This is a genomic window from Jannaschia maritima (assembly GCF_030973515.1).
Classification (GTDB): Bacteria; Pseudomonadota; Alphaproteobacteria; order Rhodobacterales; family Rhodobacteraceae; genus Jannaschia; species Jannaschia maritima.
The window spans coordinates 1-23,989 of sequence record NZ_JARGZA010000004.1; the positions used below are offsets into that span (position 1 = coordinate 1).

Here is a 23,989-nt window from a genome sequence, read left to right on the forward strand (position 1 = left end):
CAATCGTGCCAATGTTCACATGCGGCTTGTTACGCTCGAACTTCGCCTTCGCCATCTCGGTGACCCCATAAGTCGCAAAGGGGCCGCGCGCGGCCCCGGTCCTGATTCCGCGCGCCGTCTAGCGGGGGTGCCGTTGGAGCGCAAGCGCTCAGGTGGACAGGCCCAGGGCCTCCGGGTTGCGCCGCATCCAGCCCTGCACCTTGCGGGCCATGTTCCGGGCCAGCGTGCGCATCTGCGCGTCACCGTCCTTCATCAGCCCCGATCCGATGAACAGCCCGTCCGCCCCCTCGAAGGTGGTCAGCTGCTCGGGTCCGGCGACCTTCTCCTGCGGATCGGCGGTCCAAAGGTTCGCGGTGACGACCAGGATCGACTTGGGCGACAGGACGACGGGGATCCCCGGCGGCGCCAGCGAATAGCCGTCGAGGTTGAGCGCGATGTAGTAGTCGGTGCCGCCGCGATAGCGTCCGAACCGGCGGGACAGCTCCTCCTCCATCACGGCCTGCCATTGGTCCAAATCGCCGTCGCGGCTGGGCGGGACCTTCTGGGCGTTCCGCGTGACGACGATTGGTGCGACCAGCTGGAACCGGCCCAGGTCCACCGCCTCCTCGGTCAGGGGATCGGGCGCGGCGCAGGCGGCCAGCCCCCCGAGGGCCAGCGGCCCCATCGCGCGGCGGGTCAGGGTCTTCATGCGGCGCCTCCCGATGATCGGCCCGTGTTCATCGGGGCCATGTCGCCGGGCCGGTCCCCGGGGCGCAAGCCGGAACGGACGGGATCCGATCAATCACCCGACAGCAGTGTCCGGATCGCCGCGGCCATGGCGCCCCCGGTGAACGGCTTGGCGATCACCGGAGCGCCCGCGAGCGCGTCGGGCCGGACCATCCCGTCGCCATAGCCGGACACGAACAGGAGCGGGACGCCCGCGGCGGCCAGCCGTTCGGCAACCGGGATCGACGTCTCGGCGCCCAGGTTCACGTCGAGGACGGCGCAGTCCGGCGCGGCCGCGTCGATGGCCGCCATCGCGCCGGCGACCGAGGACGCGACGTCCACGACCCCCGCGCCCATCGCGGTCATCATGTCCTCGATGTCCATCGCGATGAGCAGGTTGTCCTCGACCACCAGAACGCGGTCCGGGAACGCGGGCCGGGACACGGCCGCCATCGTCGCGGGCATCGCCCCGGCCCCGTCCATGTCGTCACGCATGCCGACGACCATCGACACCTTGCGCCCCGGCCAGCGCGATCCGCCGGCGGATGTCCGATCCGTATCCTTCCGCCCCAAGCGGTCCCATCGCTTCACCCCCCATCGATAGGCGATGTGTGACCCGGCGGCGTCCCGATTTCAATGCCTTACGCGATATTCGGTGAACGGGCCCGCGACCGGCGCGTCAGACGCCGGTGTCGAAGCGGTTGTCGCGGGGAAAGCCCCTGGGCGCCATGCGTCCGGCGGAGGCGCGCGCGCCCTGCCAGTCGGAGAGATCCGCCTGGTGGCGCACCCGTCCGGCCGGATCGCGCCAGCGCAGGCCATCAGCGAGCGTCACGACGCGCAGGTCCGACAGGCCGCCATCCTTGAACCGCTGGAGGCGCACCCCCTTGCCGCGCGGCATCTCCGGCAGGTCGGACAGGGGGAAGACCAGCATCTTGCGGTTGTCGCCGACGCAGGCCAGGTGGTCGCCGTCGGCGACCACGGGCGGCAGGGCCGCGACGTCGCCGCGGACGTTGAGGACCTGCTTGCCGGCGCGGCGGTTCGCGATCAGCTCGTCCTCCGCGACCACGAAGCCGTCGCCGGCCGCCGATGCGACCACCAGCCTGCGGCCGGGCGCGTGGACGAACAGGTCCACGATCTCGGCCTCCTGCGGCAGGTCCACCATCAGGCGCAGGGGTTCGCCCATCCCGCGCCCGCCCGGCAGGTCGCTGGCGCGGATCGTATAGGCCCGTCCGTTGGACGCCCAGGCGATCAGCCGGTCCGTGGTCTCGGCGTGGAACACGAAGGCGCGGGCGTCGCCGTCCTTGTACTTGAGGTCCTTGTCGAGCGCCTGGTGCCCGGACAGGGCGCGGATCCACCCCATGCGGGAGCAGACCACCGTCACCGGCTCCCGCTCGATCATGGCTTCCAGGGGCACCTCCGCCACGTCGCCGGGCAGATCGAAGCCGGTGCGCCGCGCGCCCAGTTCGGTGCCCTTGCCGAATGCCTTGCGCACGGCGCGCAGCTCGGCGGCGATGGCCTTCCATTGCAGCGCGTCGTCGTCCAGCAGGTCGGCCAGGCCCGCGCGTTCGGCCATCAGGGCGTCGCGCTCGCGGATCAGGGCCATCTCCTCCAGCCGGCGCAGGGCGCGCAGGCGCATGTTGAGGATCGCCTCCGCCTGGACGTCGGACAAGGTGGGATCCCCCTTCGCCGGCAGGGGGGAGACGTAGGCCCCCTCGTCCGCCGCCCGCGCGTAGGGCTCGCCCCACGGGCTGTGCATCAACGCCTGCTTGGGCGCGTCGTCGTAGCGGATGACGTCGATCACGCGGTCGAGGTTCAGATAGGCGAGGATGAAGCCTTCCAGCACCTCCAGCCGGTGGTCGATCTTGCCAATGCGGTGGCGGGACCGGCGGCGCAGGACGTCCTGGCGGTGGTCCAGGAAGGCGCGCAGCACCTCGCGCAGCGAGCAGACCTTCGGCGTGACGCCGTCGATCAGGACGTTCATGTTCAGGCTGAACCGCGTTTCCAGATCGGACAGGCGGAACAGGGTCGCCATCATCGTGGCGGGATCGACGTTGCGGGACCGCGGTTCCAGCACGATGCGGATGTCGTCCGCGCTCTCGTCGCGGATGTCGGCGAGGATGGGGACCTTCCGGGAATGGATCAGCTCGGCCAGCTTCTCGATCAGGCGGGACTTGGGGACTTGGTAGGGGATCTCGGTTACGACGACCTGCCACTGGCCCTTGCCCAGATCCTCGATCACCCAACGGGCGCGCAGGCGGAAGGCGCCGCGCCCCGTGCGGTAGGCTTCGGCGATGTTCTCGGGCGGCTCGACCACGACGCCGCCGGTGGGGAAGTCGGGACCCGGCACGTGTTCGAGCAAGGTGTCGTCGCGGGCATTCGGCGACTTGATGAGGTGCAGGCAGGCGGCGATCAGCTCGTCGAGGTTGTGGGGCGGGATGTTGGTCGCCATCCCCACCGCGATGCCGGCGGCCCCGTTGGCCAGGAGGTTCGGAAAGGCGGCGGGCAGGACGACCGGTTCGCGCAGGGTCCCGTCGTAGTTGTCGCGGTAGTCCACCGCGTCGGCGTCCAATCCGTCCAGCAGCGCTTCGGCAGCTGCCGTCAGGCGGGCCTCGGTGTAGCGGGCGGCGGCGGGGTTGTCGCCGTCGACGTTGCCGAAGTTCCCCTGCCCGTCCACCAAGGGGTATCGGATGGTGAAGTCCTGCGCCAATCGCGCCATGGCGTCGTAGATCGCGCCGTCGCCGTGGGGGTGGTAGTTGCCCATCACGTCGCCGGAGATCTTCGCGGACTTTCGGAACGCGCCGGTGGGCCGCAGCCCCAGCTCGCGCATCGCGTAGAGGATGCGGCGGTGCACGGGCTTCAGCCCGTCGCGCGCGTCGGGCAGCGCGCGGTGCATGATGGTGCTGAGCGCGTAGGTCAGGTAGCGCGCGCCGATGGCGCGACGCAGCGGCTCGGCCACGATGGCGGCGTCGGGGTCGATGGGCGTGTCGGTCATCGCAACGGTGTATTCACGTATTCTTAGGCGGACAAGCAGGCGGAGGGTTCTGCTAGGGGTGGAGTGTGATACCTCCCCGACATCCGGGGGAACCGACGGCCCCGTTCGGTGCGTTGGTGATTCGATGCGTGACGAGTTGCCGTCAGGAGAGAATTGATATGCTGCGATTGACCTTCACCCTCGCCGCCGCCCTTTTCGCGGGACTGTCGATCTGGGGCGAGCCGGAGGAGGCCGTCCTGGTGGCGGAGGCGCCGTCCCAGGCGCCGGCCATCATGGCGGCCAACGCCGCCGAATACGACCGTCCCGTCATCCTGGACACGCAGGCCAGCACGCGCGGCGTCGTGACGCGCGACGCGGTTGCCGGCGGTTCCGGCATCGCGGTGCCCGATGCGGCGGTCATCGCGGCCTCCACCCCCGATCCGGGCGCGACCTATACGGTGCGCGCACCGATCGGCGAGCCGGTCCGCATCTCGTTGATCGCGGAGCCCGCGGCGGACACGGCGCTGGACCCGGCCATCGGCCTGGATGCTCAGGCATCCGGGGGCGCGGCGGACATGCTGGTCGTCACGGGCAGCCGGGTGAACCTGCGCGCGGGGCCGTCGACGCAGAACCGCGTCGTGGGATCCCTGACCGAGGGCACGCGCGTCGAGCGGATCGCTGACGACCCGTCGGGCTGGGTCGAGTTGCGCGATCCCGCGACGGGGCAGACCGGCTTCATGTCGGGCCGCTTCCTGGCGCCCGCATAAGACCCCGCGCCCGACCCCGCCCATGGCGCGGTCCATCCTCGTCACCGGCTGCTCGTCGGGCATCGGGCGCGATGCCGCGTTGCATCTGCACGCGCTGGGCTGGCGGGTGTTCGCCGCCTGCCGCAAGCCCGCGGATTGCGACGCCCTGCGCGCGCTGGGGTTTGCGGCGCCGCTGATCGACTACGAACGCCCGGACACGATCGCGAGCGGTCTGGACGCTGTGCTGGACGCCACCGGCGGGACGCTGGACGCGCTGTTCAACAACGGCGCCTATGCGATCCCCGGCCTGGTGGAGGATCTGCCCGGCCCCGCGCTTTCCGCCATCCTGCAGGCCAACGTCGTCGGCTGGCACGACCTTACGCGGCGCGCGCTGCCCGTCATGCGGGCGCGGGGCCAGGGGCGGATCGTGCAGTGCAGCAGCGTGCTGGGCTTCGTGGCCGCGCCATGGCGGGGGGCGTACGTCGCGAGCAAGTTCGCGCTGGAAGGGCTGACGGACACGCTGCGGCTGGAGTTGCGTGGCAGCGGGATCCACGTCTCGCTGATCCAGCCCGGGCCGGTGCGCACCGCCTTCCGCAGGAACGCGCGGGCGCAGTTCGAGCGGTGGATCGACTGGCGGGCGTCGCCCAACGCCGACCGCTACGGCGCGCTGCTGGAGCGGTTCGGGTCGGAGGCCCCCGACCGGTTCGAGGTGCCCCCCCGCGCCGTCACGGACGCGCTGTTGCGCGCGCTGACCGACCGCCGCCCGCGGGCGCGCTATCGCGTGACGGCGCCGACGCGGGTGGCCACAATCGCGCGCCGCGCCCTTTCCACGAGGATGCTCGACACCATCTTGTCGCGCAACTGAGCGACCGGCCGAAGGATCCCGCATGCGCGACGACCCCCTTTTCTACGTCATCGTCCTGGCATGCCTCGTGGTGCTGGGGATCCTGATCCTGGGGATCGGGGGCTTCGCCAAGGGTGGCGAGTTCAACAAGAAGCACGCGAACAAGATCATGCGGTGGCGCGTCGGGATGCAGTTCCTCGCGGTGCTCCTGCTGGTGGGCTTCGTATGGCTCCGGTCCACGGGGGCGAACTGATGGTGGTGCTGTCGAAGATCTACACCCGCACGGGCGATGCGGGCACGACCGCGCTGGGCGACGGGACCCGGGTGCCCAAGACCGACCACAGGGTCGACGCCTACGGCACGGTGGATGAAGCCAACGCCACGATCGGCATGGCCCGCCTGCATGCACGGGGCGACATGGACGCGGCGTTGTCGCGCATCCAGAACGATCTGTTCGACCTGGGCGCCGACCTGTGCCGCCCCGACCCGTCGAAGGACGCGGAGGCCGAATACCCGCCCCTGCGCATGGTGCCCGCCCAGGTGGACCGCCTGGAGGCGGAGATCGACGCGATGAACGACGCGCTGGAGCCCCTGCGTTCCTTCGTGTTGCCGGGCGGATCGCCCCTGGCCGCGCACCTGCACCTGTGCCGGACCGTCACGCGGCGGGCCGAGCGCCTGACGATGGGGCTGTCCCAGGACGCGGAGGTGACGGAGGCGGCGGTCAAGTACCTCAACCGCCTGTCCGACTGGTTCTTCGTGGCATCGCGCATCGCGAACGACGACGGCAAAGCGGACGTGCTGTGGGTTCCGGGCGCGAACCGCTGATGCCGTCGGCGTCTGAGCCGTCGGCGGCTGGAAGGATCGATCCGGGAATTCGAAATCGGATGTGAACGGCAGTCGACGTCGAAGCGCGGCCGGTCGGTCCGATCTTGTGACGTGAACGTCAGAACGTTGCGTCGGTGGGGGCCGGTGCGTCGTTTTTCGCCTGTCGTCGGGTCGTCCGGTCCGCTATCCCTCCCGCCAAACCTGCCGGAGGAACAGCCATGAAAGTCCTCGTGCCCGTGAAGCGGGTGATCGACTACAACGTGAAGGTGCGCGTGAAGGCCGACGGGTCGGGCGTGGACCTGGCCAACGTCAAGATGTCCATGAACCCCTTCGACGAGATCGCGGTCGAGGAGGCCATCCGCTTGAAGGAGAAGGGCACCGCGACCGAGGTGGTCGCCGTGTCCATCGGCACGCCCAAGAACCAGGAAACGCTGCGCACGGCGCTGGCGATGGGCGCGGACCGCGCCATCCTGGTCCAGGCGACCGAGGACGTGAACGAGGACGTGGAGCCCCTGGCCGTCGCCAAGCTGCTGAAGGCCATCGTCGACGAGGAGCAGCCGCAGCTGGTCCTGGCGGGCAAGCAGGCGATCGACAACGACATGAACGCCACCGGCCAGATGCTGGCCGCGCTGACGGGTTGGGCGCAGGCCACCTTCGCGTCCGAACTGTCGGTGGACGGCGAAACCGCCACCGTGACGCGGGAGGTCGATGGCGGCCTGCAGACCATAAAGGTCAAGCTGCCCGCGATCGTCACCGTGGACCTTCGCCTGAACGAGCCGCGCTATGCGTCGCTGCCCAACATCATGAAGGCTAAGAAGAAGCCTCTGGACACTAAGACGCCGGCGGATCTGGGCGTGGACACCACGCCCCGGCTGTCCGTGGTCAAGACCTCCGAGCCGGAGCTGCGCAAGGCGGGCGAGATGGTCGCGTCGGTGGACGAGCTGGTCGAGAAACTGAAAGAAGCGGGAGCCGTCTGAATGTCCGTCCTTCTGATCGCCGAAGTCACCGACGGCCAACTGGCCGTGGATGCCACCGCCAAGGCGCTGACCGCCGCGGCCCAGCTGGGCGACGTGCATATCCTGTGCGCGGGCGCCCAGGCGTCGGCCGCCGCCGAGACGGCCGCCACGCTGCAGGGCGCGTCGAAGGTCCTGGTGGCCGAGGACGCGACCCTCGGCCACCGCCTAGCCGAACCCACCGCGGCGCTGATCGCGGGGATGGCGGAGGGCTACACGCACATCGTCGCCCCGTCGACCACCGACGCGAAGAACGTGATGCCCCGCGTCGCGGCCCTGCTGGACGTGATGGTCCTGTCGGACGTCAGCGGCATCGTGGACGGCGACACGTTCCTGCGCCCGATCTATGCGGGCAACGCGATCCAGACGGTGAAGTCGTCCGACCCGGTCAAGGTGATGACGATCCGCACCGCGGGCTTCGACCTGGCGGGCGACGGCGCGTCCACCCCGATCGAGACCGTGTCCGTGTCGGACGACCCCGGCCTGTCCGAATGGCTGGAGGACAAGGTCGCCGCGAGCGACCGACCCGAACTGACCAGTGCAGGCCGCGTCGTGTCGGGCGGGCGCGGCATCGGGTCCGAGGACGGGTTCGAGATCGTGGAGAAGCTGGCCGACAAGCTGGGCGCCGCGGTGGGCGCGTCGCGCGCGGCAGTCGATTCCGGCTATGCCCCCAACGACTGGCAGGTGGGGCAGACCGGCAAGGTCGTGGCGCCCGAGCTCTATGTCGCGGTCGGCATCTCCGGCGCGATCCAGCACCTGGCCGGCATGAAGGACAGCAAGGTGATCGTCGCGATCAACAAGGACGAGGAGGCGCCTATCTTCCAGATCGCCGATTACGGCCTCGTCGCTGACCTGTTCACCGCCGTGCCGGAGCTGACCGAAAAGCTGTAGGCCCGTGCCGACACACCGGTCCCGGCCTAATATCGGCCGGGGCCTGTTGTGCCCTTCCCTACCCCTGTGATCCGCATCACAGACCCGCCGCCGCCCCGGCGTTAGCCGTCCCCATCGGACGGATGAGCGGGGGGCGACGATGGACGAGGTGATGGCGGCGATGGTCGATCCGATCGGTTGGCTGGTGCTGATCGGTGCCGGTCTGCACGCGATCGGCGGCGCGTTCCGCGACCAGATCGTGTTGCGGACCATCCTGCTGGCCGGATCGTTCCACTACCTCGCCTATTACTTCGCCGTGACGGACGATCCGCTCTGGCCCGCGATCCTGGGGACGGGAGCGACGATGTGCGGGAACACGGTCGGGCTGGTCCGCGTGATCCTCGCCCGCCGGCGCGACCGCCGGGTCCCCGCCTAGGACGCGTCCGCCAGGGCCGCCAGATCGGGGATCCACAGGACGCCCCCGTCCATCGCGACGAGGCCGTCCGCCGTCAGGGCGGCCAATTGCTTGTTCGTCGCCTCGCGCGTGACGCCCAGCATGGCGGCGAGTTCGGCCTGGCCGAACCGACGGCGGAACCGTGCGCCCGGACCATGAGCCGTGGCGTGCGATTGCGCGAGGTCGTGCAGCAGACCGGCCACCCGCGCGCGCAGCGTCAGCAGCGTGGCGGCCCCGAACCGTCCGGTCAGGGCGCGCAGGCGGGCGCAGACGACGCCGATCAGATGGGTCCGCAGATCCGGGAATGCGTCGAAGGCGGCCCGGAACGCCACGCGGGGAAGGAACAGGATCGTGGCGGGCTCCATCGCCGTCGCACCCGCGCTGCGGGGCGCGCCGTCGAGCAGCGCGATCTCCCCCAGGAGATCGCCCGGTTCGGCCAGGGCCACCGTCACCTCCCGCCCCGCGGGCGTGCCGATCCAGACCCTTATCAGGCCGTCCAGCACCACACGGAGGCCATCCGCCGGATCGCCCGCGTCGAACAGTGTCTGGCCGCGATCCAGACGTTGCAGCGTGCAGGCCCGGGCCAGGGCATGGAGGGCCGGGACGTCCAGCCCATCGAACAGGCCGGTGTCGTGCAGGATCGCCACCCGGTCCGTCATTCCGGTCGCCCGCCGTCGCCCCACAGGTGGACATGTCCGTCACGCCCGCGGAGTTCGTGAAGCCCGATGTCCCGCAGCCCCAGTGCCGCGGTGCGCGCCGCGGGATCGCCGTCCTGCTGCAGCAGGGCGTCCGACAGCACGACCGCGTGGCCCTGGTCCTTCGCGACCCCCTGGAGGCGGCTGGCGGTGTTCACCACGTCTCCGGCGATTGTCACGTGGCGGTGCCGCGCGGCGCCCGCCACCGTCGCGCGCACCCTGCCCCAATGCGCACCGATCCGCACCGGCGCGATGCCGGTCGTCGTCGCGCGGATGTCGCCCACGAAGTCGAGCGCCGCCGCCGCATCGCCGGGGCGCGGTTCGGGCAGGCCGAAGATCACCATGGCGCCGTCGCCCGCGAAGCCCTCGACCACCCCCCGGTGGCGGGCGGCGCATTCTGCGACGGCGTCGTGGAACCGGCGCAGCAGGGCCACGGCGCCGTCCGGGCCCGCGCGTTGCGCCAGGGCGGTGTAACCCGCCAGGTCGACGAAGACCGCCGCGGCCTGCTGCGCGCGGCCGTCGAAACCGGGTCGCGCGGCGTCGGCCAGGGCGTCGACCATCAGGGGCGATTGATAGCGGCCCAGGTTCGCGGCGCGGCGGGTTCCACGGATCGTGCGAACCGCCATACCCGTCCCGGTCCCCAGGGTCAGGGCCGCCAGCGCCGTCGCCCCGTCGAGCCACAGGCCGGACACGAAGGCCCATTGCAGCCCACCCGCGGCCGCCCCCCAAACCCCCGCCGCCAGGAGCGGACCCGTCACGGGCGGGGCCAGCCCCGCCGCCAGCACCGTCAGCACGGCCAGGACCGGTGCGATGGTCAGGTCGATCGCCCAGGTCGCGGGGTCGCGGCGGAGATGCCGTCCGTCCAAAAGGTTCGCCGCCAGCGTGGCCTGCGCCTCGACCCCCGGCAGCATCGGATCGAAGGGGGTGGCGTGACGGTCACCCGCACCGGCGACGTCGATCCCGAGGAACACCACCCGCCCCGCCAGGTCCGCCACGGCCACGTCGCGCAGTGGCCATGTGGGCACGGTGCCACGCGGGCCGTGATAGACCAGCGGCACCGCGCCGAACCGGTCCAGGGGTATCGCGGCGGCGGGCGTCTGCACCGCGCTGCCAGGCGCACCATCGGCCCCCCGGCCGCGCAGGATCAGCGGCGCGAACCGTTCGGGCACGGCCTGCCGGACGGCAGATAGGGCCAGGGCCGGAACCCAGGTTTCCCCGTCCTCCCCCATCAGACGTCGGCCCGCGGGGATGCGGCGCAACGCGCCGTCTGGTTCCAGCACGACGTTCGCGTGCCCCATGACGGATGCCGCCGCGAGGGACGCGACCGGCGCGCGGGGGACGGCCGCGAAGAGATCGGGCATGTCCACCAGCACGTCGAACCCGCTGCGCGTCAGATCGGGAGCGGCGGCGGGGGGTGCGCCATCCGGACCATCGCCCCGCGCGACCGCCAGGACGGGGGTCGGGACGATGCCGGCCAGCGCGGCCGCCAGGGCCGGGTCGCCGTCGCGCGGACCGAGCAACAGCAGGTCCAGCGCGATCCCGGCCGCGCCGCGCGCGTCGATCGCGCGGACGGCGTCGGCCAGGGCGGCGCGCGGTGGCGGGAACTCACCCAACGCCGCGATGTCGCGGTCGTCGATCAGAACGACGGCCACTCCGTCCGGCGACGCCAAGGGCCCCCGCAAGGCGAAGCGCAGGTCCAGCGACCATCCCTCGACCGCCCGCCCGAATCCGGTGGACGCACCCGGCTGCAACGCCCCAAGCAGCAGTCCCGTCAGGGCGGCGAAGGCCACGAGGGGCCAGGCGCGACGGATGGACGTCACCGTGCCGTCCAGTCACCCCCGAGCCTTCGGGCGAACCCTTCGATCCGTTCAGCACCCCAGGATTTCGGCGGCCCGATCACGCCGTCGGCCGTGACGTCGACCCCCTCGCCCGCGTCCAACGCGACGGCGCCACCGCGACCGGCCACCAGCACCCGGCCCTTCGACACGAACGCTGCGGTGGCACGATCCTCGACGGCGACGGCCCACGTGGTGGACCGAACGGCCGCGACGGCGGACGGCGTGCGGACCTCGAACCCACCCGGGCGGCCGCGGTCGAGGAAGAACCCGGCTATGCCCCGGAACAGGTCCACGCCCGGGCGTTCGCGACCCGGGGCCATGATGCGTTCGAGCGCGATCAAGGTCCCAGGGCCGATCGTCATCTCGAGCCCCGTGTTGCAGCGCAACGTGGCACGCCCCGAGGGACCGGTTCCGATCCGGTCGGCGCGGGCCAGGACGTGTCCCGGAACGGCCGCGACCGAGCGACCGCCCCGCTCCAGCACCACGGCATCGGTGACGCGGACGACCTGACATACCTCGACCGTCTGTGCGTCCGCGGGTGTCACGAGGACCAGGACGGCGCAGGATGCGGCGGCGAGTCGTGATCGTATCGGCATGAACTTCCCCCGGTCGGCCTGTCCTTACGGCAAGCCATGCGCCGATCGGGGCGCCACGTCCAGGGCGCGGCGAGGATCCGGGGGCGCCCTGTTGGAAGCCGGGACGTCAGGCGGCGGTCGCGTCGCCCTCTTCGTTCGTGCCGGGCGTTCGATCGGCCGGGGCCGGATCGACCTCCCTCGCCGGATCGGCACGCGAAAGCAGGTCCTTCAGGACCGGCGCCAGCCGGTCGGCCAGCGTGGCGTGCGAGGACGGGGCCATCGTCAGGCGCGCGCTTTCCACCTCGGACGGATCGAAGTCCAGGTCGTCGAACTCGCCCGCCGCGTCGGCGGTGCGCATGTCGGCGCGGAGGACGACGTCCACGTCGTCGCGCAAGTCGTCGACCATCGCGTCGGTGACGAAGAGCGGCGGTCGGCCAAGGTCGCCCGGCGCCGCGTCCCCGTCCAGCCACAACAGCACCTTGGGACAAGCGAAGCCGTCCAGGAGCGTGGTCATCCGGGCCGTCCAGGCCTCCCGCAGCTCGGCGACCACGCGCTCGAACCGCGCCGGGTCCCGGTCGCGCAGGTCGCACAGCATGTGGCCGGTGAAGACGAAGTCGCTGAAGTCGACCTCCGGGAACAGCTTGGTCATCTTCTTGGAATGGCGCAGGAACCGGTCGTTCCGCCGCGGATGGACGGTGTAGAGCCGGTTGGACAGGTTCTGCGCGCCCATCACCTGCACCACGGCCAGGTCCGCCCCCGCCGCGTGCGCCAGGAGCGCCTCGTCCTTCGCGAACACGTCGACGCCGCCGTTCTGCACGCCGAGGTTCGCGACCGGGCGGTCCAGGGCGCGGGCCAGGCGGTCGGTCAGGGGGTCGGGGACGTAGCGTCCGTGCACCTCCGACGAGCCGATCACCACGACGTGGGGCGCCGCGGGATCGACGGCGGGTCCGCGGAAGGCCAGCTTGCTGTCGCCGTACCGGCAGGGGGCGTGGTCGGACCCGGGGGGGCTGCGCTCGAAGCTCATGTCACATGCTCGATTCGTCACGTCTCCCGTGGGTTGTGGGGGCCAAGCCTTACCGAAGGGTCAAGGCGCGGATACGTGTCGAATGCGACCGATGCCGCCGCCCCGTTCTTGTGCGCGGCAAGGGCATCGCTATGGTCCCGGCGAAGCCGCGGGCCAGGGGATCGGACTTATGGAGATATCGACCATCGGCGTCGTGGGCGCGGGTCAGATGGGCAACGGCATCGCGCATGTCTGCGCGCAGGCGGGCTATGGCGTGATGCTGACCGACGTGGGGCAGGACGCGCTGGACCGCGCGCAGGCCACGATCCGCCGCAACATGGACCGGCAGGTCGAACGCGGCAAGACGACGGAAGCGGAGCGCGACGACGCCCTGGGGCGCATCGGCACGACGCTGACACTTGCCAACCTGGGCGCCGCCGACCTGATCATCGAGGCCGCGACGGAGCGCGAGAGCGTGAAGCAGGCCATCTTCGAGGACCTGTTGCCGCATCTGCGCCCCGACACGATCCTGACGTCGAACACGTCCAGCATCTCGATCACCCGGCTGGCCAGCCGCACCGACCGGCCCGAGAAGTTCATGGGGTTCCACTTCATGAACCCCGTCCCCGTGATGCAGCTGGTCGAGCTGATCCGCGGCATCGCCACGGACGAGGACACGTACCGCGCCTGCCTGGGGGTGGTGGAGCGCCTGGACAAGCAGGCCGCCGTAGCGGAGGACTTCCCCGCCTTCATGGTCAACCGCATCCTGATCCCGATGATCAACGAGGCGGTCTATACCCTCTATGAAGGGGTGGGGACGGTGACGTCGATCGACACGGCGCTGAAGCTGGGCGCGAACCACCCGATGGGTCCGCTGGCCCTGGCGGACTTCATCGGCTTGGATACTTGCCTGGCGATCATGAACGTCCTGCACGACGGATTGGCGGACACCAAGTACCGCCCCTGCCCGCTTCTGGTGAAGTACGTCGAGGCAGGGTGGCTGGGGCGCAAGACGAAGCGGGGGTTCTACGACTATCGGGGGGACGGGGAGCCTGTGCCGACGCGGTAGGGGGCGACCCCATCGTTGGCATAGCATATCCCGGTCGGCGAAAGTTAATTTCGCTATTCGTCATTGCATGACGATTTGCACGCGAATACGCATTGGGATTATCGAGATACGAGATATTACGGACCTAAGCGATGATGTACCCCGCGAGCTAACAGCATTTCTGCCGCAGCCCGAAGTTCTAGGCCCTACCAATCTGTGGCCCTGAACATGATACGGCGACGCATGTCTTAATAATTGGAACAACGCGCGAAAAAGATGTATCAATGCGATCAAAAGCAGTCACTCTCTTTCGTGCGTTAGCCTGCATCTTTTCGTTGATCACTTTGGCACCTGCGGCGATGCCAGACACAGCAAACATATCTCCCGATATCGACAAGCATACCTGTTGGACTAGCGAGAGAACAATCACAAATGGTCAAAGATCGTTCCAGAGACTCTTGGAGCGCGTTCTTGACTTTGAAGTCATGGGGCGGGTCGATGACGCTTATCGCTGTCTTGATGAGGAAATAGAACATGAGACGGGCGGGGTAGCCGCGTCGAGAAGTCGAATGCTGACTTTCTTCTTACTTGGTATGGATATTGCCAGACGGGAAGAGAATCGTAGCAAGGCTATATCATACGGCTTTACGGCCCTTAAGTGGCTTGCGCAAGAACACCGTGTCGATAATCAAATTTCACGTCCTTTTTCATTATCGATCAAAGAGAAATCCGACGAAATCGTTATGACTGTGTCCGCGATAGCTGACATTTATTATCATATGGGGGATCATAAGACTGCCGATCTATATGAAGGTCTTATTGCACACCGCTCATGCAACCCGATGGTTCTCTCTACTGAGATAGTATGGATGCAGCGTCTGAAGGAAGCGAGGCGCTGGAGGCTGGAACAACATGATGCGCTGCCTCCTGTGGCGTGCCCCTCGGCAGATGCGTTTCTCAGAATATTGATGCCGTAATTCTGAGGGCTCTTGATAGACGCAGCCGTACCATCAGTATCGAAAACACTGGACGGTTGCATGATGCGACGGACGGCGCCACTACATCCCCTCCCCGAACTTGTCCGCAACGAGGACCCCCAGCGCCGCCAACAGCGCGTCCGCGTCCGGACCCGTCGTCTCCACCTCGATCGTCGTGCCGCGGCTGGCGGCCAGCATCAGCAGGCCCATGAGGGAATCGCCGGTCGCGTCCAGCCCGTCGCGGGACACGATCGCGGTAGCGTCGTGCGCCTCCACCACCTCCACGAACTTGGCCGAGGCGCGGGCGTGGAGCCCCTTCTCGTTGACGATCTCGAACGTGTCGCGCGGCATGGGGCCCCCTGACCAAACGATGCGTGGTCAGGCGCCCGGCCCCTCCACCACGTCCATGTAGCGGGTTCCCGCGGCCTTGGCCAAGGCGACCGCCTCGCCCACGGGCTTGCGCCGGGACCGGGCCAGCTTGATGAGGCTGGGGAGGTTCGCACCGTAGAAGATGACGCGGTCGCGCTTCACGCAGGCGGGCATCGACAGATTGCTGGGCGAACCCCCGAACATGTCGGTGACCACGACCACGCCGTCGCCCTGGTCGACGTCGTCGGCGGCGCGGCAGATCTCATCCTGCTTGCTGGCGCGGTCGCAGCTGGCCCCGACGGAGATGGCGTGCAGCGCGTCCTGTGGCCCGATCACGTGCTCGATGGCGCGGCGATACTCCTCCGCCAGGCCACCATGCGCCACGATGACGATGCCGATCATACGCTACCCCCGGCGGCCCCGCGCGCGACGCGGTCAAGCTCACGGTGGCGAATAGACACCCGCCACCCGGCCTCCGCAAGGGAGGCGGCGAGCTTTTCCGTAACGGCAACCGAGCGGTGGCGCCCGCCCGTGCAGCCGAACCCGACGGTCAGGTGGGCGCGCCCCTCCGCCTGGAAGGCGGGCAGCAGGTCGAGCACCAGATCGAGGACGCGACCGAAGAACGGATCGTGCCGCGGATCGGCCGCCACGTGGTCGGCCACGCGCGCGTCGAGGCCCGTGAGGGGGCGCAGGTCGGGGTTCCAATGCGGATTGGACAGGAAGCGCACGTCGAACACCATGTCCAGCCCCCGCGGCAGCCCCCGCTTGTAGCTGAACGACTGCACCGACAGAGCAAGCGCCCGACCGTCGCCCGACAGGTGGCGCCGCACCTCCGCCTTCAGGTCGTGGACGGTCAGGTTCGTGGTGTCGATCACCACGTCGGCCCGGTCCACGAGCGGGGCCAGGATCTCCAACTCCTGCGCCACGCCCGCCTCGACGTCGCCGTGGGGGTTCATCGGGTGCCGGCGCCGGGTCTCGGAGAAGCGGGCGACCAGCCGGTCGGCGGAGCAGTCCAGGTACAGCAGGCGCATGGTTCGGGCGGGGTCGCGGCGCAGGTGCTCGGCCAGGGACAGGGTCGCGTCGACGCCGAAGTCGCGGTTGCGCACGTCCACGCCCAGGGCCAAGCGGCCGGGCAGCGCGCCCTCGAACAGGCGGGGCATCAGCGACAGGGGCATGTTGTCGATCGCCTCGTAGCCCGCATCCTCCAACGCGTGGATCGCCGTGCTGCGGCCGGCGCCCGACGGCCCGGTCACCAGCACGACGTCCGGCGCATCGACGGCCTGCGGGCTCGGGGCGGGGGGACGCTGGGTCATGGTCGGATCACAGATGGCCACGGGAACCGCCGCCACAAGCCCCCGTGCCGCTGCGTCGCGGCATCGTGTTCCGCAGCCACAGGATCAGCTTCGCCGCCGTGTCGGGCCGCACCGCCTGGCGCAGCACGGGGAGGCGCAGGCCCAGCACGTCCAGGTCCTCCGGTGCCGGAATGCGTGGGGGGTCGCCCCCGAGCAGGACGACCGCGACCGGTTCGGCCTGCGCCACGACCGGAACCCCCACGACCCCCAACCCGCGCAAGTCCATCGCCGCGGGGCCGCCGTCCGGACGCGAAACGCGCAGCCCCCCGCCGTCCCGCGTCAGCAGGCACAGGTCGTCCGCCACCAGCGCCGCCCCCGCCACCATCATCTGCGCCGCCATGCCGGACTTGCCGATGCCCGGGGGCCCGCACAGGCACAGCGCCCGGCCGTCCACCGCCACCGCCGTCGCATGCATCGACACGGCGTCCGCCCGCCCGCCCACGGGCCGGAGGCGGGGCAGATCGGTCATCGCGTCACGTCGGCAACCCCACGACGAACCGCGCGCCCAGCGGATCGGACGTCGCGTCCGCTTCCGTCGGGCGGATGTTCTCCGCCCAGATCACGCCGCCATGCGCCTCCACGATCTGCTTGGAGATCGCGAGGCCGAGGCCGGAATGGTTGCCGAACTGATGCTCCGGCCGCTCCGAGTAGAAGCGCGCGAACACCTTCGACAGCGCCGCCTCCGGTATGCCGGGGCCCGTGTCCTCGACCACGACCAGCACGCGGTTGTGCCGCTGCCGCATCCAGACGCGCACGGCATCGCCTTCCTCGCAGAAGGACAGCGCGTTGGTGATGAGGTTCACGATGACCTGCGCCAAGCGGTCCTCCAGCCCGGTGATGCGGATGGGGGCGGCGGGCAGGTCGGCGATGAAGTCGATCTCCTCCGTTTCGGCCAGCGTGGCGTGGTACTCCGTCAGGCGGCGCACCATCCGCACCAGGTCGAACTCCGCCTCGTCTTCCTTCACCAGCTCGCTGTCCAGCCGGGACGCGTTCGAGATGTCGCTGACAAGTCGGTCCAGGCGGCGGACGTCGTGCTCGATCACCTCCAACAGGCGGGCCCGCTGCAGGTCGGTCCGGGCGACGGCCATCGTCCCGATCGCGGACCGCAGGGACGCGAGGGGGTTCTTGATCTCGTGCGCCACGTCCGCGGCGAACTGCTCGTTCGACTCGATCCTGTCGTAGAGCGCACTGATGAGGCCGCGGAGCGCGCCCGACAGGCGCCCGATCTCGTCGGGCCGCGCGGTCAGGTCGGGTATGCGCACCCGCTCCGGCGTGGTCAGCCCGCCGCGCCGCGCGGCACTGCGGTCCTTGCCCAGTTCGGCGGCGGCGGCCAGGTCGGACAGGGGGTTCGCGATGGTCGACGCCAGCACCAGGCTGAGGCCGATGGACACCATCAGTGCCAGAACGAACATCTGCAGCAGCTTCTCGCGCTCGACCCGGACGAGGCGCTCGATCTCGCCGGTGCCCGTGGTCATCGCCAGCGTGCCGACCACCGTGCCGCGATGCCGGATCGGCGTCGTCACGGTGTAGCGTTCGCCCGCCGCGTCGTCATGCGCGTGGATGACCGTCTCGCCGGGGCGGGCCCCGTCCAGCATGGCGCGCGCCACGTCGATCTCGGACCGGGGTGGCGCGACCTGCGGACCGCGCATCGCGGCCAGGCGCGACCAGACCGCGTTCAGGAACCCGGTGATCAGCGTCGTGCGCTCGTCGGCGTCCGACAGTCCCACCACGTCCGCCGCCGCGCCCCCCCCTTCCGCCTGGGCGACGAGGACGCCCGCGGAATCGAAGACGTGGACAGTGACGCCGGGCGGCAGGGCGGCGCCGTCCAGCACGGTCCGCGCCGCGTCGCCCCCATCCGCGGCCAGATTGACCGGCTCGCCCGCGGGCAGCGAGGCTTCGAACACGTTCGTGGCCAGGCGGGCCTCGTTGACCAGTCCGCGTTCGCGCTGCGTCGTCAGGGATTCGTCGCCCGGATCCAGGAACAGCACGCCGGAGACCAGGACGCCGATGGCGATCAGGTTGAACAGGATGATCTTGCGCGCCAGCGGCGACCGGTCGAGCGCGATCAGACCCCGGCGGCGCGGCCTGGGGGACGGGACCTGCGCGGCGGGGGCCGCCACGTCGGGGGCATGGTCCGGGACCGGGACACCCGGCAGGTCGTCGCGTCGCCGCCCACCGCCCGCGGGGATGTCGGCCGCGACGGCCACGCCCCCGCCCTCAGACCTCGTTGTAGCGATAGCCGATGCCGTACAGCGTCTCGATCGCCGTGAAGTCGGCATCGACGCTTCGCATCTTCTTGCGCAGGCGCTTGATGTGGCTGTCGATCGTTCGGTCGTCCACGAACACCTGGTCGTCGTAGGCCACGTCCATCAACTGGTCCCGCGACTTCACGAAGCCGGGCCGTTGCGCCAGCGCCTGAAGCAGCAGGAACTCGGTCACGGTCAACGTGACGCCCTGCCCCTTCCACGTCACGGCGTGGCGCAGGGGGTCCATCGTCAGGTCGCCGCGGGTCATCACCTGGGCGTCGTCGGCGGCCTCGGGCGCATGGCCCGACACGGCCTCGTTGCGCCGGAGGATCGCGCGAATGCGCTCGACCAGCAGGCGCTGGCTGAACGGCTTCCGGACGTAGTCGTCCGCCCCCATCCGCAGACCCAGCACCTCGTCGATCTCGTCGTCCTTCGACGTCAGGAAGATGACGGGCACGGCCGATTTCTGACGCAGGCGCTGAAGCAGGTCCATGCCGTCCATACGGGGCATCTTGATGTCCAGCACGGCCAGCTCCGGCATGTTGCGGTTGAACGCGTCCAGCGCGGACTGCCCGTCGTTGAAGGTCTCGACCTCGAAGCCCTCGGCCTCCAAGGTCATGGAAACGGACGTCAGGATGTTCCTGTCGTCGTCCACAAGCGCGATGCGCGACATGGTCGATGTCCTCGTGTTGCCTGCCTTGCTGCCGTCGTTTTCCGTCCACCTTCGGGGGTGGGGACGGCGGGATCAATCTCCGGGCGCGAATCACCGCCCTTCCGCTACCGGGTGTGGCCCCATCGCACTTAAGGCGGAGTTAAGCGCCACGCCGGGGCCACGTGCCTGCCTGAATGTTTGCGCCAACGGGCCGCATGGTTGCGCTAACGTCGGCTGCCGCCGGAACGCGGGCGTGATATACCTCGTTGACAGACGACCCTTCGGAAATGTCCGAGACGCCGGCGGGTCGGGCAATTTCGTTTCGTCGCCTCGGCGGCGGTAGAGGAGGATACGATGACCGACCCCGTCCGCACAGAACCGCGCGCGAACCCCGACCACACCCTGGCCCATCAGGGGATCGATGGCCTGGGACAGGTCCATTACAACCTGACGGAGCCCGCCCTGATGCAGCACGCCCTTCAGCGGGGTGAGGGCACGCTGGGGCGGGGCGGGGCGCTCTATGTCTCGACGGGCAAGCATACGGGGCGCAGTCCGAAGGATAAGTTCATCGTTCGCACGCCCGGCGTCGCCGACGACATCTGGTGGGACAGCAACGCCGCCATGTCGCCCGACCGGTTCGACGCGCTGCACGCCGACATGCTGGCCCACATGAGGGGACGCGATCATTACGTGCAGGACCTGTTCGGCGGCGCGGACCCGGCGCATCGCCTGGACGTCCGCGTCGTGACGGAGCTGGCGTGGCATTCGCTGTTCATCCGTCACCTCCTGCGCCGTCCCGACGCCGCGGATCTGACTGGCTTCGTGCCGGAGTTCACGATCCTCAATTGCCCGTCCTTCAAGGCCGACCCCGATCGCCACGGCACCCGGTCCGACGTGGCCATCGCCCTGAACTTCGACGCCAAGCTGATCCTGATCTGCGGCACCGAATACGCGGGCGAGAACAAGAAGTCCGTCTTCACGCTTCTGAACCACATCTTGCCCGAGCGCGGCGTCATGCCGATGCACTGCTCGGCCAACCACGCCATCGGCAAGCCGACCGAAACGGCCGTGTTCTTCGGCCTGTCGGGCACGGGCAAGACGACCCTTTCGGCCGCCCCCGACCGAACGCTGATCGGCGACGACGAACACGGCTGGTCCGGCACGGGGACGTTCAACTTCGAGGGCGGCTGCTACGCCAAGACGATCAACCTGTCCGCGGACGCGGAGCCGGAGATCTTCGCCACGACCACCAAGTTCGCCACTGTGGTCGAGAACATGGTCTTCGACCCAGACACGCTGGAGCTGGACTTCGAGGACGACAGCATCAGCGCGAACATGCGCTGCGCCTATCCGCTGGACTACATCTCGAACGCGTCCGCGACGGCGCTGGGCGGGCATCCGAAGAACGTCGTGATGCTGACCTGCGACGCCTATGGCGTCCTGCCTCCGATCGCCCGGCTGACGCCCGCGCAGGCGATGTATCACTTCCTGTCGGGCTTCACGTCCAAGGTCGCGGGCACCGAACGGGGCGTGACGGAACCGCAGCCGACCTTCTCCACCTGCTTCGGGGCGCCGTTCCTGCCTCGCCGGCCGGAGGTGTACGGCAACCTGCTGCGCGACAAGATCGCCAAGCACGGCTCCGATTGCTGGCTCGTCAACACCGGCTGGACCGGCGGCGCCCACGGCACCGGCTCGCGCATGCCGATCAAGGCGACGCGCGCCCTGCTGTCAGCCGCGCTGTCCGGAAGGCTGGCGAAGGGGCCCTTCCGCCGCGATCCCAATTTCGGCTTCGACGTGCCCGTGACCTGCGACGGCGTGCCCGACATCCTGCTCGATCCGCGCCGGACATGGGCGGACAAGGACGCATACGATGCGCAGGCAAAGAAGCTTGTGGACATGTTCGCCGAAAACTTCGGACAGTACGTCGACCATATCGGCGACGACGTGAAGGCATGCGCGATCGGCTGACCCCCGTTCTGACCCTGGCCGCCCTGCTTTGCGGGGCGGTTCCCGCTGGCGCGGGCATCGTCCTGGTGGATGCGGGCGTCGTCTGCCCGGCGATCCGCGAGACCGTGGATCGCGTACCCGCTCCCGACACCGAAGCGGGGCACGTCGATCTGATCGGGGGCGACCTGACCTTCGACCTTCAGACCGGCGCGGTGCCCTTGATGCGTCACCTGTCCTTCGGCCTTCGCGTGCGCAACGAGGGCGACGCGCCCGTGGAGGCGGTCGTCGTGGTCGTGCACCCGCCCTTCGGCGCCCGTCGGGTGGCGCGCGAATCTTGGGCTCACGACGTCCCAGCGGGCGACACGGCACTGAACCTGTTCACCTTCGACCACCCGTACGAGATGGTGCCGGGCCGTTGGACCTTCTCGTTCGAGGTCGGGGGCGAGACGGCGCTAACGGTGCCCTTCGACGTAGGCGCGCCGGGCGCGGAGGCGGCGGTCGATGCCGTGTGTTTGGGCGCGCTCGCAGTCTGAGCCGGCGGCAGCAACGGACGGATTCGCGAAAAGTTTCAGGGGGCCGGACCGAGGCCGCGTTTGCGCCGGTGACAGGTGTTCATCGGTTAACCGACCGTTAACCTAATGCCCGCGCGTCGCGAACCGGCGCGCGCGTAACCGGGAAGGAACACCGATCCATGACGAACCGTACCTTATACTATGCCCTTGGCTTGTCCGCCGCCATGGCGACATCCGCCGCTGCGCAGACCGCCTTTATCCTCGGCGACAACGGCAACGACCTGCTCGGCTTCGACGTCGCGGGTGGCGGCACGTCCTCGGTGATGTTGTCGACCGGGTCCTCGCCCCTGTCGCTGGACGCATTGACCTATCGTCCGCAGACGAACCAGCTCTATGGCTACGAAGGATCCGCGGGCACGCTCTATACCGTGGACGTCGCGAGCGGCGTGGCGACGCAGGTGTTCCAGGATTCCGGCCTGCCCGGCGGGATCGTGCAGTTCGACACGAATCCGAACCTGGACGCGTTCCGCTTCATCAACCAGTCGGGCGCGAACGTCGTGTACTTCCCCGACGATTCCGCCGATACGAACGGCCGGGCCGGCACCTTGCTGACCGATCCGGGCACCGTGAAGCCGCTGGTGTATGCCGACGGCTACGAGAACGACCCCGACGCGGCGGGCGATCCGTTCCTGGTCGGCAACGGGTACACGAACCAGTTGCCGCTGGCCGACGCGCAAGCGCAGCCCGACGCGCTGCTGCAATACGTCCTGGATGACAAGACCGGCACGCTGGGTATCCTGGACAACAATGACGGCACCGTGGACTTCGTGGCCGACATCGCGATCGACTTCGACAACATCGGCGGGTTCGACGTCTTCACGGACGGCGACACCGACATCGGCTATGCCGCGCTCGACGTGAACGGGGTGGGCTCGCTCTATCAGATCGACTTGACCACCGGTGCCGTGACGGAGATCCTGGGCTTCGGTGCGAACACCGACCCCACCACGCTCGCCGTCTTCGATGCCGACATGACGGTCATTCCCGTGCCGGCTGCAGGACTGCTGCTGCTGTCGGGCCTGGGCGGCCTGGTCCTGGCGCGCCGCAAGAAGACCGCCTGACGCCATCCATAGCGGGCATCCCGGTCCCCGGGGTGTCCGTCGCGACGACCCCCGGGGGCGGGGTGGCCCTAGCCGCTGAGCAGACCCCGCCGGATCAGGTTCAGCCCCGCGACGACCAGCACGATCAAAGTGATGCGCCGGACCCGGTCCGCGTCCAGCCGGTCCCGCAGCGCCAGCCCGATCAGCAGCCCGACGAGGGAGGCGGGCAGCATCGACGCGCTGAAGAGGGCCGTCTCGGCGTTCAGGATGCCCGACCGCAGGTGCCCCAGGACCAGGGGGATGGACCCCAGCCCATAGATCACGCCCTGCACCACCATCTGGCGATCCTTCGGCGTCCCGATCGCCAGCAGGTACAGCACGGTGGGCGGCCCCCAGGTTCCCGCCAGCCCACCCAGCGCACCGGCCAGGGTCCCAAGGCCCCATTCGGCCGCGTTGCGTCGCCGGGGCGGCACGGTTGGCCGCCAGCCGATCAGTTGGATCGCAGACAGGATCACGACCGGCACGCCCAGCACCAGCAGGAACGCCTGGCGCGGGATGGACGTCACGAACTGGGCCGCCACGAAGATCGCGACCATCACGGTCACGACGTAGCGCCAGTGCAGCCGCACCGCCTGCCCCGCCGGCGCCAGCCCGGTCCGGAAGACCTGCACCGCGTTGGTCGCCACCACGGGCAGGATCAGGCCCGCGAGTGCCAGGCGCGGATCCATGATGGTCGACAGGCCGGAGATCATGACCAGCGGCAGGGCGAACCCCACCGCGCCCTTCACCATCCCGCCCGTCAGCGCGACCGTCATCGCAAGGGTCCAGATCAGGGGGGTGAACGCGTCCATGACCTCGGTTACGCCTTCGCCGCAGGACATGTCACGTGGTTCGATGGGGTCTCCACCAATCCGCGCCGATCCGGTGTCCGGCAAGCAGGCTACGCCGCGACCGCACGTCTGCCGGAAGGGATCCATGCTTGCGATACGCTGCTCGACCCCGGCGACCTATGGATCGATGCCATGGCTCGCGACGCGCGGCCCGGCGTCGACTGCGACGCGGGGGTAACGACGACCGCCCCGTCGTGGACGAAGGACTTTCGGAGGGCGCGATCGACATCCCGGAACACCGCGTCGTGCGAGAATACGCGCGCTCCTTCGAAGGCTTCCGTGTCGAAGGCGCGAACCTCCCGGGCGGGGCGGATGGCCGCAGTTCGAAGGATTCAATATGCACCGCCGGAACCGCCC

At 69.4% G+C, this 23,989-nt stretch carries 26 protein-coding genes; 12 read left to right on the forward strand and 14 right to left on the reverse strand.

From position 1 onward, the window contains the following. Positions 1-148: 148 nt before the first annotated feature. From P0084_RS04220 to P0084_RS04230, 3 genes are all read right to left on the reverse strand, one after another. Positions 149-688: a hypothetical protein gene (locus tag P0084_RS04220; protein WP_308915566.1), complete on the reverse strand. Its 540-nt coding sequence runs from the start codon at positions 686-688 to the stop codon at positions 149-151. 89 nt (positions 689-777) lie between these two features. Next, positions 778-1,200 carry a response regulator gene (locus tag P0084_RS04225; RefSeq protein WP_308915567.1) on the reverse strand — a complete coding sequence of 141 codons (423 nt, stop codon included), beginning with the start codon at positions 1,198-1,200 and terminating at the stop codon, positions 778-780. A gap of 184 nt (positions 1,201-1,384) precedes the next feature. Then, the gene (locus P0084_RS04230) at positions 1,385-3,697 is read right to left on the reverse strand and encodes a DNA topoisomerase IV subunit A (protein ID WP_308915568.1); all 2,313 of its coding nucleotides are present in this window, start codon (positions 3,695-3,697) and stop codon (positions 1,385-1,387) included. A 158-nt stretch (positions 3,698-3,855) separates the two neighbouring features. On the opposite strand from P0084_RS04230, the gene P0084_RS04235 reads away from it, so the two are divergent. From P0084_RS04235 to P0084_RS04265, 7 genes are all read left to right on the forward strand, one after another. Next, a complete protein-coding gene (locus tag P0084_RS04235) occupies positions 3,856-4,443 on the forward strand; it encodes an SH3 domain-containing protein (RefSeq protein ID WP_308915569.1) in 588 nt (195 codons plus the stop codon). Positions 4,444-4,465: 22 nt separating this feature from the next. Further along, positions 4,466-5,287, forward strand: coding sequence for an SDR family NAD(P)-dependent oxidoreductase (locus P0084_RS04240; protein WP_308915570.1), 822 nt, complete (start codon positions 4,466-4,468; stop codon positions 5,285-5,287). 22 nt (positions 5,288-5,309) lie between these two features. Beyond that, positions 5,310-5,519, forward strand: coding sequence for a twin transmembrane helix small protein (locus P0084_RS04245; protein ID WP_308915571.1), 210 nt, complete (start codon positions 5,310-5,312; stop codon positions 5,517-5,519). Beyond that, a complete protein-coding gene (locus P0084_RS04250; protein ID WP_308915816.1) occupies positions 5,519-6,091 on the forward strand; it encodes a cob(I)yrinic acid a,c-diamide adenosyltransferase in 573 nt (190 codons plus the stop codon). Before P0084_RS04245 ends, P0084_RS04250 begins: the two co-directional genes overlap by 1 nt. A gap of 218 nt (positions 6,092-6,309) precedes the next feature. Next, entirely contained in the window at positions 6,310-7,068 is a 759-nt protein-coding gene (locus P0084_RS04255) for an electron transfer flavoprotein subunit beta/FixA family protein (RefSeq protein WP_308915572.1), read from the forward strand. Further along, positions 7,069-7,995 carry an electron transfer flavoprotein subunit alpha/FixB family protein gene (locus tag P0084_RS04260; RefSeq protein WP_308915573.1) on the forward strand — a complete coding sequence of 309 codons (927 nt, stop codon included), beginning with the start codon at positions 7,069-7,071 and terminating at the stop codon, positions 7,993-7,995. A gap of 139 nt (positions 7,996-8,134) precedes the next feature. Continuing rightward, a complete protein-coding gene (locus P0084_RS04265) occupies positions 8,135-8,410 on the forward strand; it encodes a hypothetical protein (protein WP_308915574.1) in 276 nt (91 codons plus the stop codon). Here the strand turns inward: P0084_RS04265 and P0084_RS04270 are convergent. From P0084_RS04270 to P0084_RS04285, 4 genes are all read right to left on the reverse strand, one after another. Next, complete coding sequence (locus P0084_RS04270; RefSeq protein ID WP_308915575.1) at positions 8,407-9,087, reverse strand: Crp/Fnr family transcriptional regulator; 681 nt, start codon at positions 9,085-9,087, stop codon at positions 8,407-8,409. The two genes, P0084_RS04265 and P0084_RS04270, sit on opposite strands and share 4 nt — an antisense overlap. Next, on the reverse strand, positions 9,084-10,943 hold the full coding sequence (locus P0084_RS04275) for a CHASE2 domain-containing protein (RefSeq protein WP_308915576.1): 1,860 nt from the start codon (positions 10,941-10,943) through the stop codon (positions 9,084-9,086). The genes P0084_RS04270 and P0084_RS04275 overlap by 4 nt, the downstream gene beginning before the upstream one ends. Further along, positions 10,940-11,557: a FecR family protein gene (locus P0084_RS04280; protein WP_308915577.1), complete on the reverse strand. Its 618-nt coding sequence runs from the start codon at positions 11,555-11,557 to the stop codon at positions 10,940-10,942. Before P0084_RS04280 ends, P0084_RS04275 begins: the two co-directional genes overlap by 4 nt. Positions 11,558-11,663: 106 nt before the next feature. Further along, positions 11,664-12,560 carry a DUF6473 family protein gene (locus tag P0084_RS04285; RefSeq protein ID WP_308915578.1) on the reverse strand — a complete coding sequence of 299 codons (897 nt, stop codon included), beginning with the start codon at positions 12,558-12,560 and terminating at the stop codon, positions 11,664-11,666. A 169-nt stretch (positions 12,561-12,729) separates the two neighbouring features. Here P0084_RS04285 and P0084_RS04290 point away from each other — a divergent pair, with 169 nt between their 5' ends. After that, positions 12,730-13,608, forward strand: a complete 879-nt coding sequence (locus tag P0084_RS04290; RefSeq protein WP_308915579.1) for a 3-hydroxybutyryl-CoA dehydrogenase — start codon at positions 12,730-12,732, stop codon at positions 13,606-13,608. A 338-nt stretch (positions 13,609-13,946) separates the two neighbouring features. Then, positions 13,947-14,564, forward strand: coding sequence for a hypothetical protein (locus tag P0084_RS04295; protein ID WP_308915580.1), 618 nt, complete (start codon positions 13,947-13,949; stop codon positions 14,562-14,564). 81 nt (positions 14,565-14,645) lie between these two features. Here P0084_RS04295 and P0084_RS04300 read toward each other — a convergent pair whose 3' ends face one another. The 6 genes from P0084_RS04300 to P0084_RS04325 all read right to left on the reverse strand — a co-directional run bounded on the left by P0084_RS04300 (position 14,646) and on the right by P0084_RS04325 (position 19,204). Beyond that, complete coding sequence (locus P0084_RS04300; RefSeq protein ID WP_308915581.1) at positions 14,646-14,915, reverse strand: HPr family phosphocarrier protein; 270 nt, start codon at positions 14,913-14,915, stop codon at positions 14,646-14,648. Positions 14,916-14,942: 27 nt separating this feature from the next. Next, entirely contained in the window at positions 14,943-15,335 is a 393-nt protein-coding gene (locus P0084_RS04305; RefSeq protein WP_308915582.1) for a PTS sugar transporter subunit IIA, read from the reverse strand. Further along, a complete protein-coding gene (gene rapZ, locus P0084_RS04310) occupies positions 15,332-16,246 on the reverse strand; it encodes an RNase adapter RapZ (RefSeq protein WP_308915583.1) in 915 nt (304 codons plus the stop codon). Before rapZ ends, P0084_RS04305 begins: the two co-directional genes overlap by 4 nt. 7 nt (positions 16,247-16,253) lie before the next feature. After that, positions 16,254-16,754: an HPr kinase/phosphorylase gene (locus tag P0084_RS04315; RefSeq protein WP_308915584.1), complete on the reverse strand. Its 501-nt coding sequence runs from the start codon at positions 16,752-16,754 to the stop codon at positions 16,254-16,256. A 4-nt stretch (positions 16,755-16,758) separates the two neighbouring features. After that, the gene (locus P0084_RS04320) at positions 16,759-18,405 is read right to left on the reverse strand and encodes a sensor histidine kinase (protein ID WP_308915817.1); all 1,647 of its coding nucleotides are present in this window, start codon (positions 18,403-18,405) and stop codon (positions 16,759-16,761) included. Positions 18,406-18,502: 97 nt separating this feature from the next. Beyond that, entirely contained in the window at positions 18,503-19,204 is a 702-nt protein-coding gene (locus P0084_RS04325; protein ID WP_308915585.1) for a response regulator transcription factor, read from the reverse strand. 333 nt (positions 19,205-19,537) lie between these two features. Between P0084_RS04325 and P0084_RS04330 the strand changes: the two genes are divergently transcribed. The 3 genes from P0084_RS04330 to P0084_RS04340 all read left to right on the forward strand — a co-directional run bounded on the left by P0084_RS04330 (position 19,538) and on the right by P0084_RS04340 (position 22,763). Continuing rightward, positions 19,538-21,151: a phosphoenolpyruvate carboxykinase gene (locus tag P0084_RS04330; protein WP_308915586.1), complete on the forward strand. Its 1,614-nt coding sequence runs from the start codon at positions 19,538-19,540 to the stop codon at positions 21,149-21,151. Further along, positions 21,136-21,663 (forward strand): DUF3859 domain-containing protein, encoded by a 528-nt coding sequence (locus P0084_RS04335; RefSeq protein ID WP_308915587.1) that lies wholly within the window; start codon positions 21,136-21,138, stop codon positions 21,661-21,663. Before P0084_RS04330 ends, P0084_RS04335 begins: the two co-directional genes overlap by 16 nt. A gap of 158 nt (positions 21,664-21,821) precedes the next feature. Then, the gene (locus tag P0084_RS04340) at positions 21,822-22,763 is read left to right on the forward strand and encodes a DUF4394 domain-containing protein (RefSeq protein WP_308915588.1); all 942 of its coding nucleotides are present in this window, start codon (positions 21,822-21,824) and stop codon (positions 22,761-22,763) included. Between the two features lie 68 nt (positions 22,764-22,831). Here the strand turns inward: P0084_RS04340 and P0084_RS04345 are convergent, their stop codons facing one another. Next, on the reverse strand, positions 22,832-23,623 hold the full coding sequence (locus P0084_RS04345) for a sulfite exporter TauE/SafE family protein (protein WP_308915589.1): 792 nt from the start codon (positions 23,621-23,623) through the stop codon (positions 22,832-22,834). Positions 23,624-23,989 lie beyond the last annotated feature (366 nt).

Coding starts and splice junctions, on each gene's coding strand:
- P0084_RS04220 (WP_308915566.1), bottom strand. CDS start 688: ATGAAGACCCTGACCCGCCGCGCGATGGGGCCGCTGGCCCTCGGGGGG.
- P0084_RS04225 (WP_308915567.1), bottom strand. CDS start 1,200: ATGCGTGACGACATGGACGGGGCCGGGGCGATGCCCGCGACGATGGCG.
- P0084_RS04230 (WP_308915568.1), bottom strand. CDS start 3,697: ATGACCGACACGCCCATCGACCCCGACGCCGCCATCGTGGCCGAGCCG.
- P0084_RS04235 (WP_308915569.1), top strand. CDS start 3,856: ATGCTGCGATTGACCTTCACCCTCGCCGCCGCCCTTTTCGCGGGACTG.
- P0084_RS04240 (WP_308915570.1), top strand. CDS start 4,466: ATGGCGCGGTCCATCCTCGTCACCGGCTGCTCGTCGGGCATCGGGCGC.
- P0084_RS04245 (WP_308915571.1), top strand. CDS start 5,310: ATGCGCGACGACCCCCTTTTCTACGTCATCGTCCTGGCATGCCTCGTG.
- P0084_RS04250 (WP_308915816.1), top strand. CDS start 5,519: ATGGTGGTGCTGTCGAAGATCTACACCCGCACGGGCGATGCGGGCACG.
- P0084_RS04255 (WP_308915572.1), top strand. CDS start 6,310: ATGAAAGTCCTCGTGCCCGTGAAGCGGGTGATCGACTACAACGTGAAG.
- P0084_RS04260 (WP_308915573.1), top strand. CDS start 7,069: ATGTCCGTCCTTCTGATCGCCGAAGTCACCGACGGCCAACTGGCCGTG.
- P0084_RS04265 (WP_308915574.1), top strand. CDS start 8,135: ATGGACGAGGTGATGGCGGCGATGGTCGATCCGATCGGTTGGCTGGTG.
- P0084_RS04270 (WP_308915575.1), bottom strand. CDS start 9,087: ATGACGGACCGGGTGGCGATCCTGCACGACACCGGCCTGTTCGATGGG.
- P0084_RS04280 (WP_308915577.1), bottom strand. CDS start 11,557: ATGCCGATACGATCACGACTCGCCGCCGCATCCTGCGCCGTCCTGGTC.
- P0084_RS04285 (WP_308915578.1), bottom strand. CDS start 12,560: ATGAGCTTCGAGCGCAGCCCCCCCGGGTCCGACCACGCCCCCTGCCGG.
- P0084_RS04290 (WP_308915579.1), top strand. CDS start 12,730: ATGGAGATATCGACCATCGGCGTCGTGGGCGCGGGTCAGATGGGCAAC.
- P0084_RS04295 (WP_308915580.1), top strand. CDS start 13,947: ATGCCAGACACAGCAAACATATCTCCCGATATCGACAAGCATACCTGT.
- P0084_RS04300 (WP_308915581.1), bottom strand. CDS start 14,915: ATGCCGCGCGACACGTTCGAGATCGTCAACGAGAAGGGGCTCCACGCC.
- P0084_RS04305 (WP_308915582.1), bottom strand. CDS start 15,335: ATGATCGGCATCGTCATCGTGGCGCATGGTGGCCTGGCGGAGGAGTAT.
- rapZ (WP_308915583.1), bottom strand. CDS start 16,246: ATGACCCAGCGTCCCCCCGCCCCGAGCCCGCAGGCCGTCGATGCGCCG.
- P0084_RS04315 (WP_308915584.1), bottom strand. CDS start 16,754: ATGACCGATCTGCCCCGCCTCCGGCCCGTGGGCGGGCGGGCGGACGCC.
- P0084_RS04325 (WP_308915585.1), bottom strand. CDS start 19,204: ATGTCGCGCATCGCGCTTGTGGACGACGACAGGAACATCCTGACGTCC.
- P0084_RS04330 (WP_308915586.1), top strand. CDS start 19,538: ATGACCGACCCCGTCCGCACAGAACCGCGCGCGAACCCCGACCACACC.
- P0084_RS04335 (WP_308915587.1), top strand. CDS start 21,136: ATGCGCGATCGGCTGACCCCCGTTCTGACCCTGGCCGCCCTGCTTTGC.
- P0084_RS04340 (WP_308915588.1), top strand. CDS start 21,822: ATGACGAACCGTACCTTATACTATGCCCTTGGCTTGTCCGCCGCCATG.
- P0084_RS04345 (WP_308915589.1), bottom strand. CDS start 23,623: ATGTCCTGCGGCGAAGGCGTAACCGAGGTCATGGACGCGTTCACCCCC.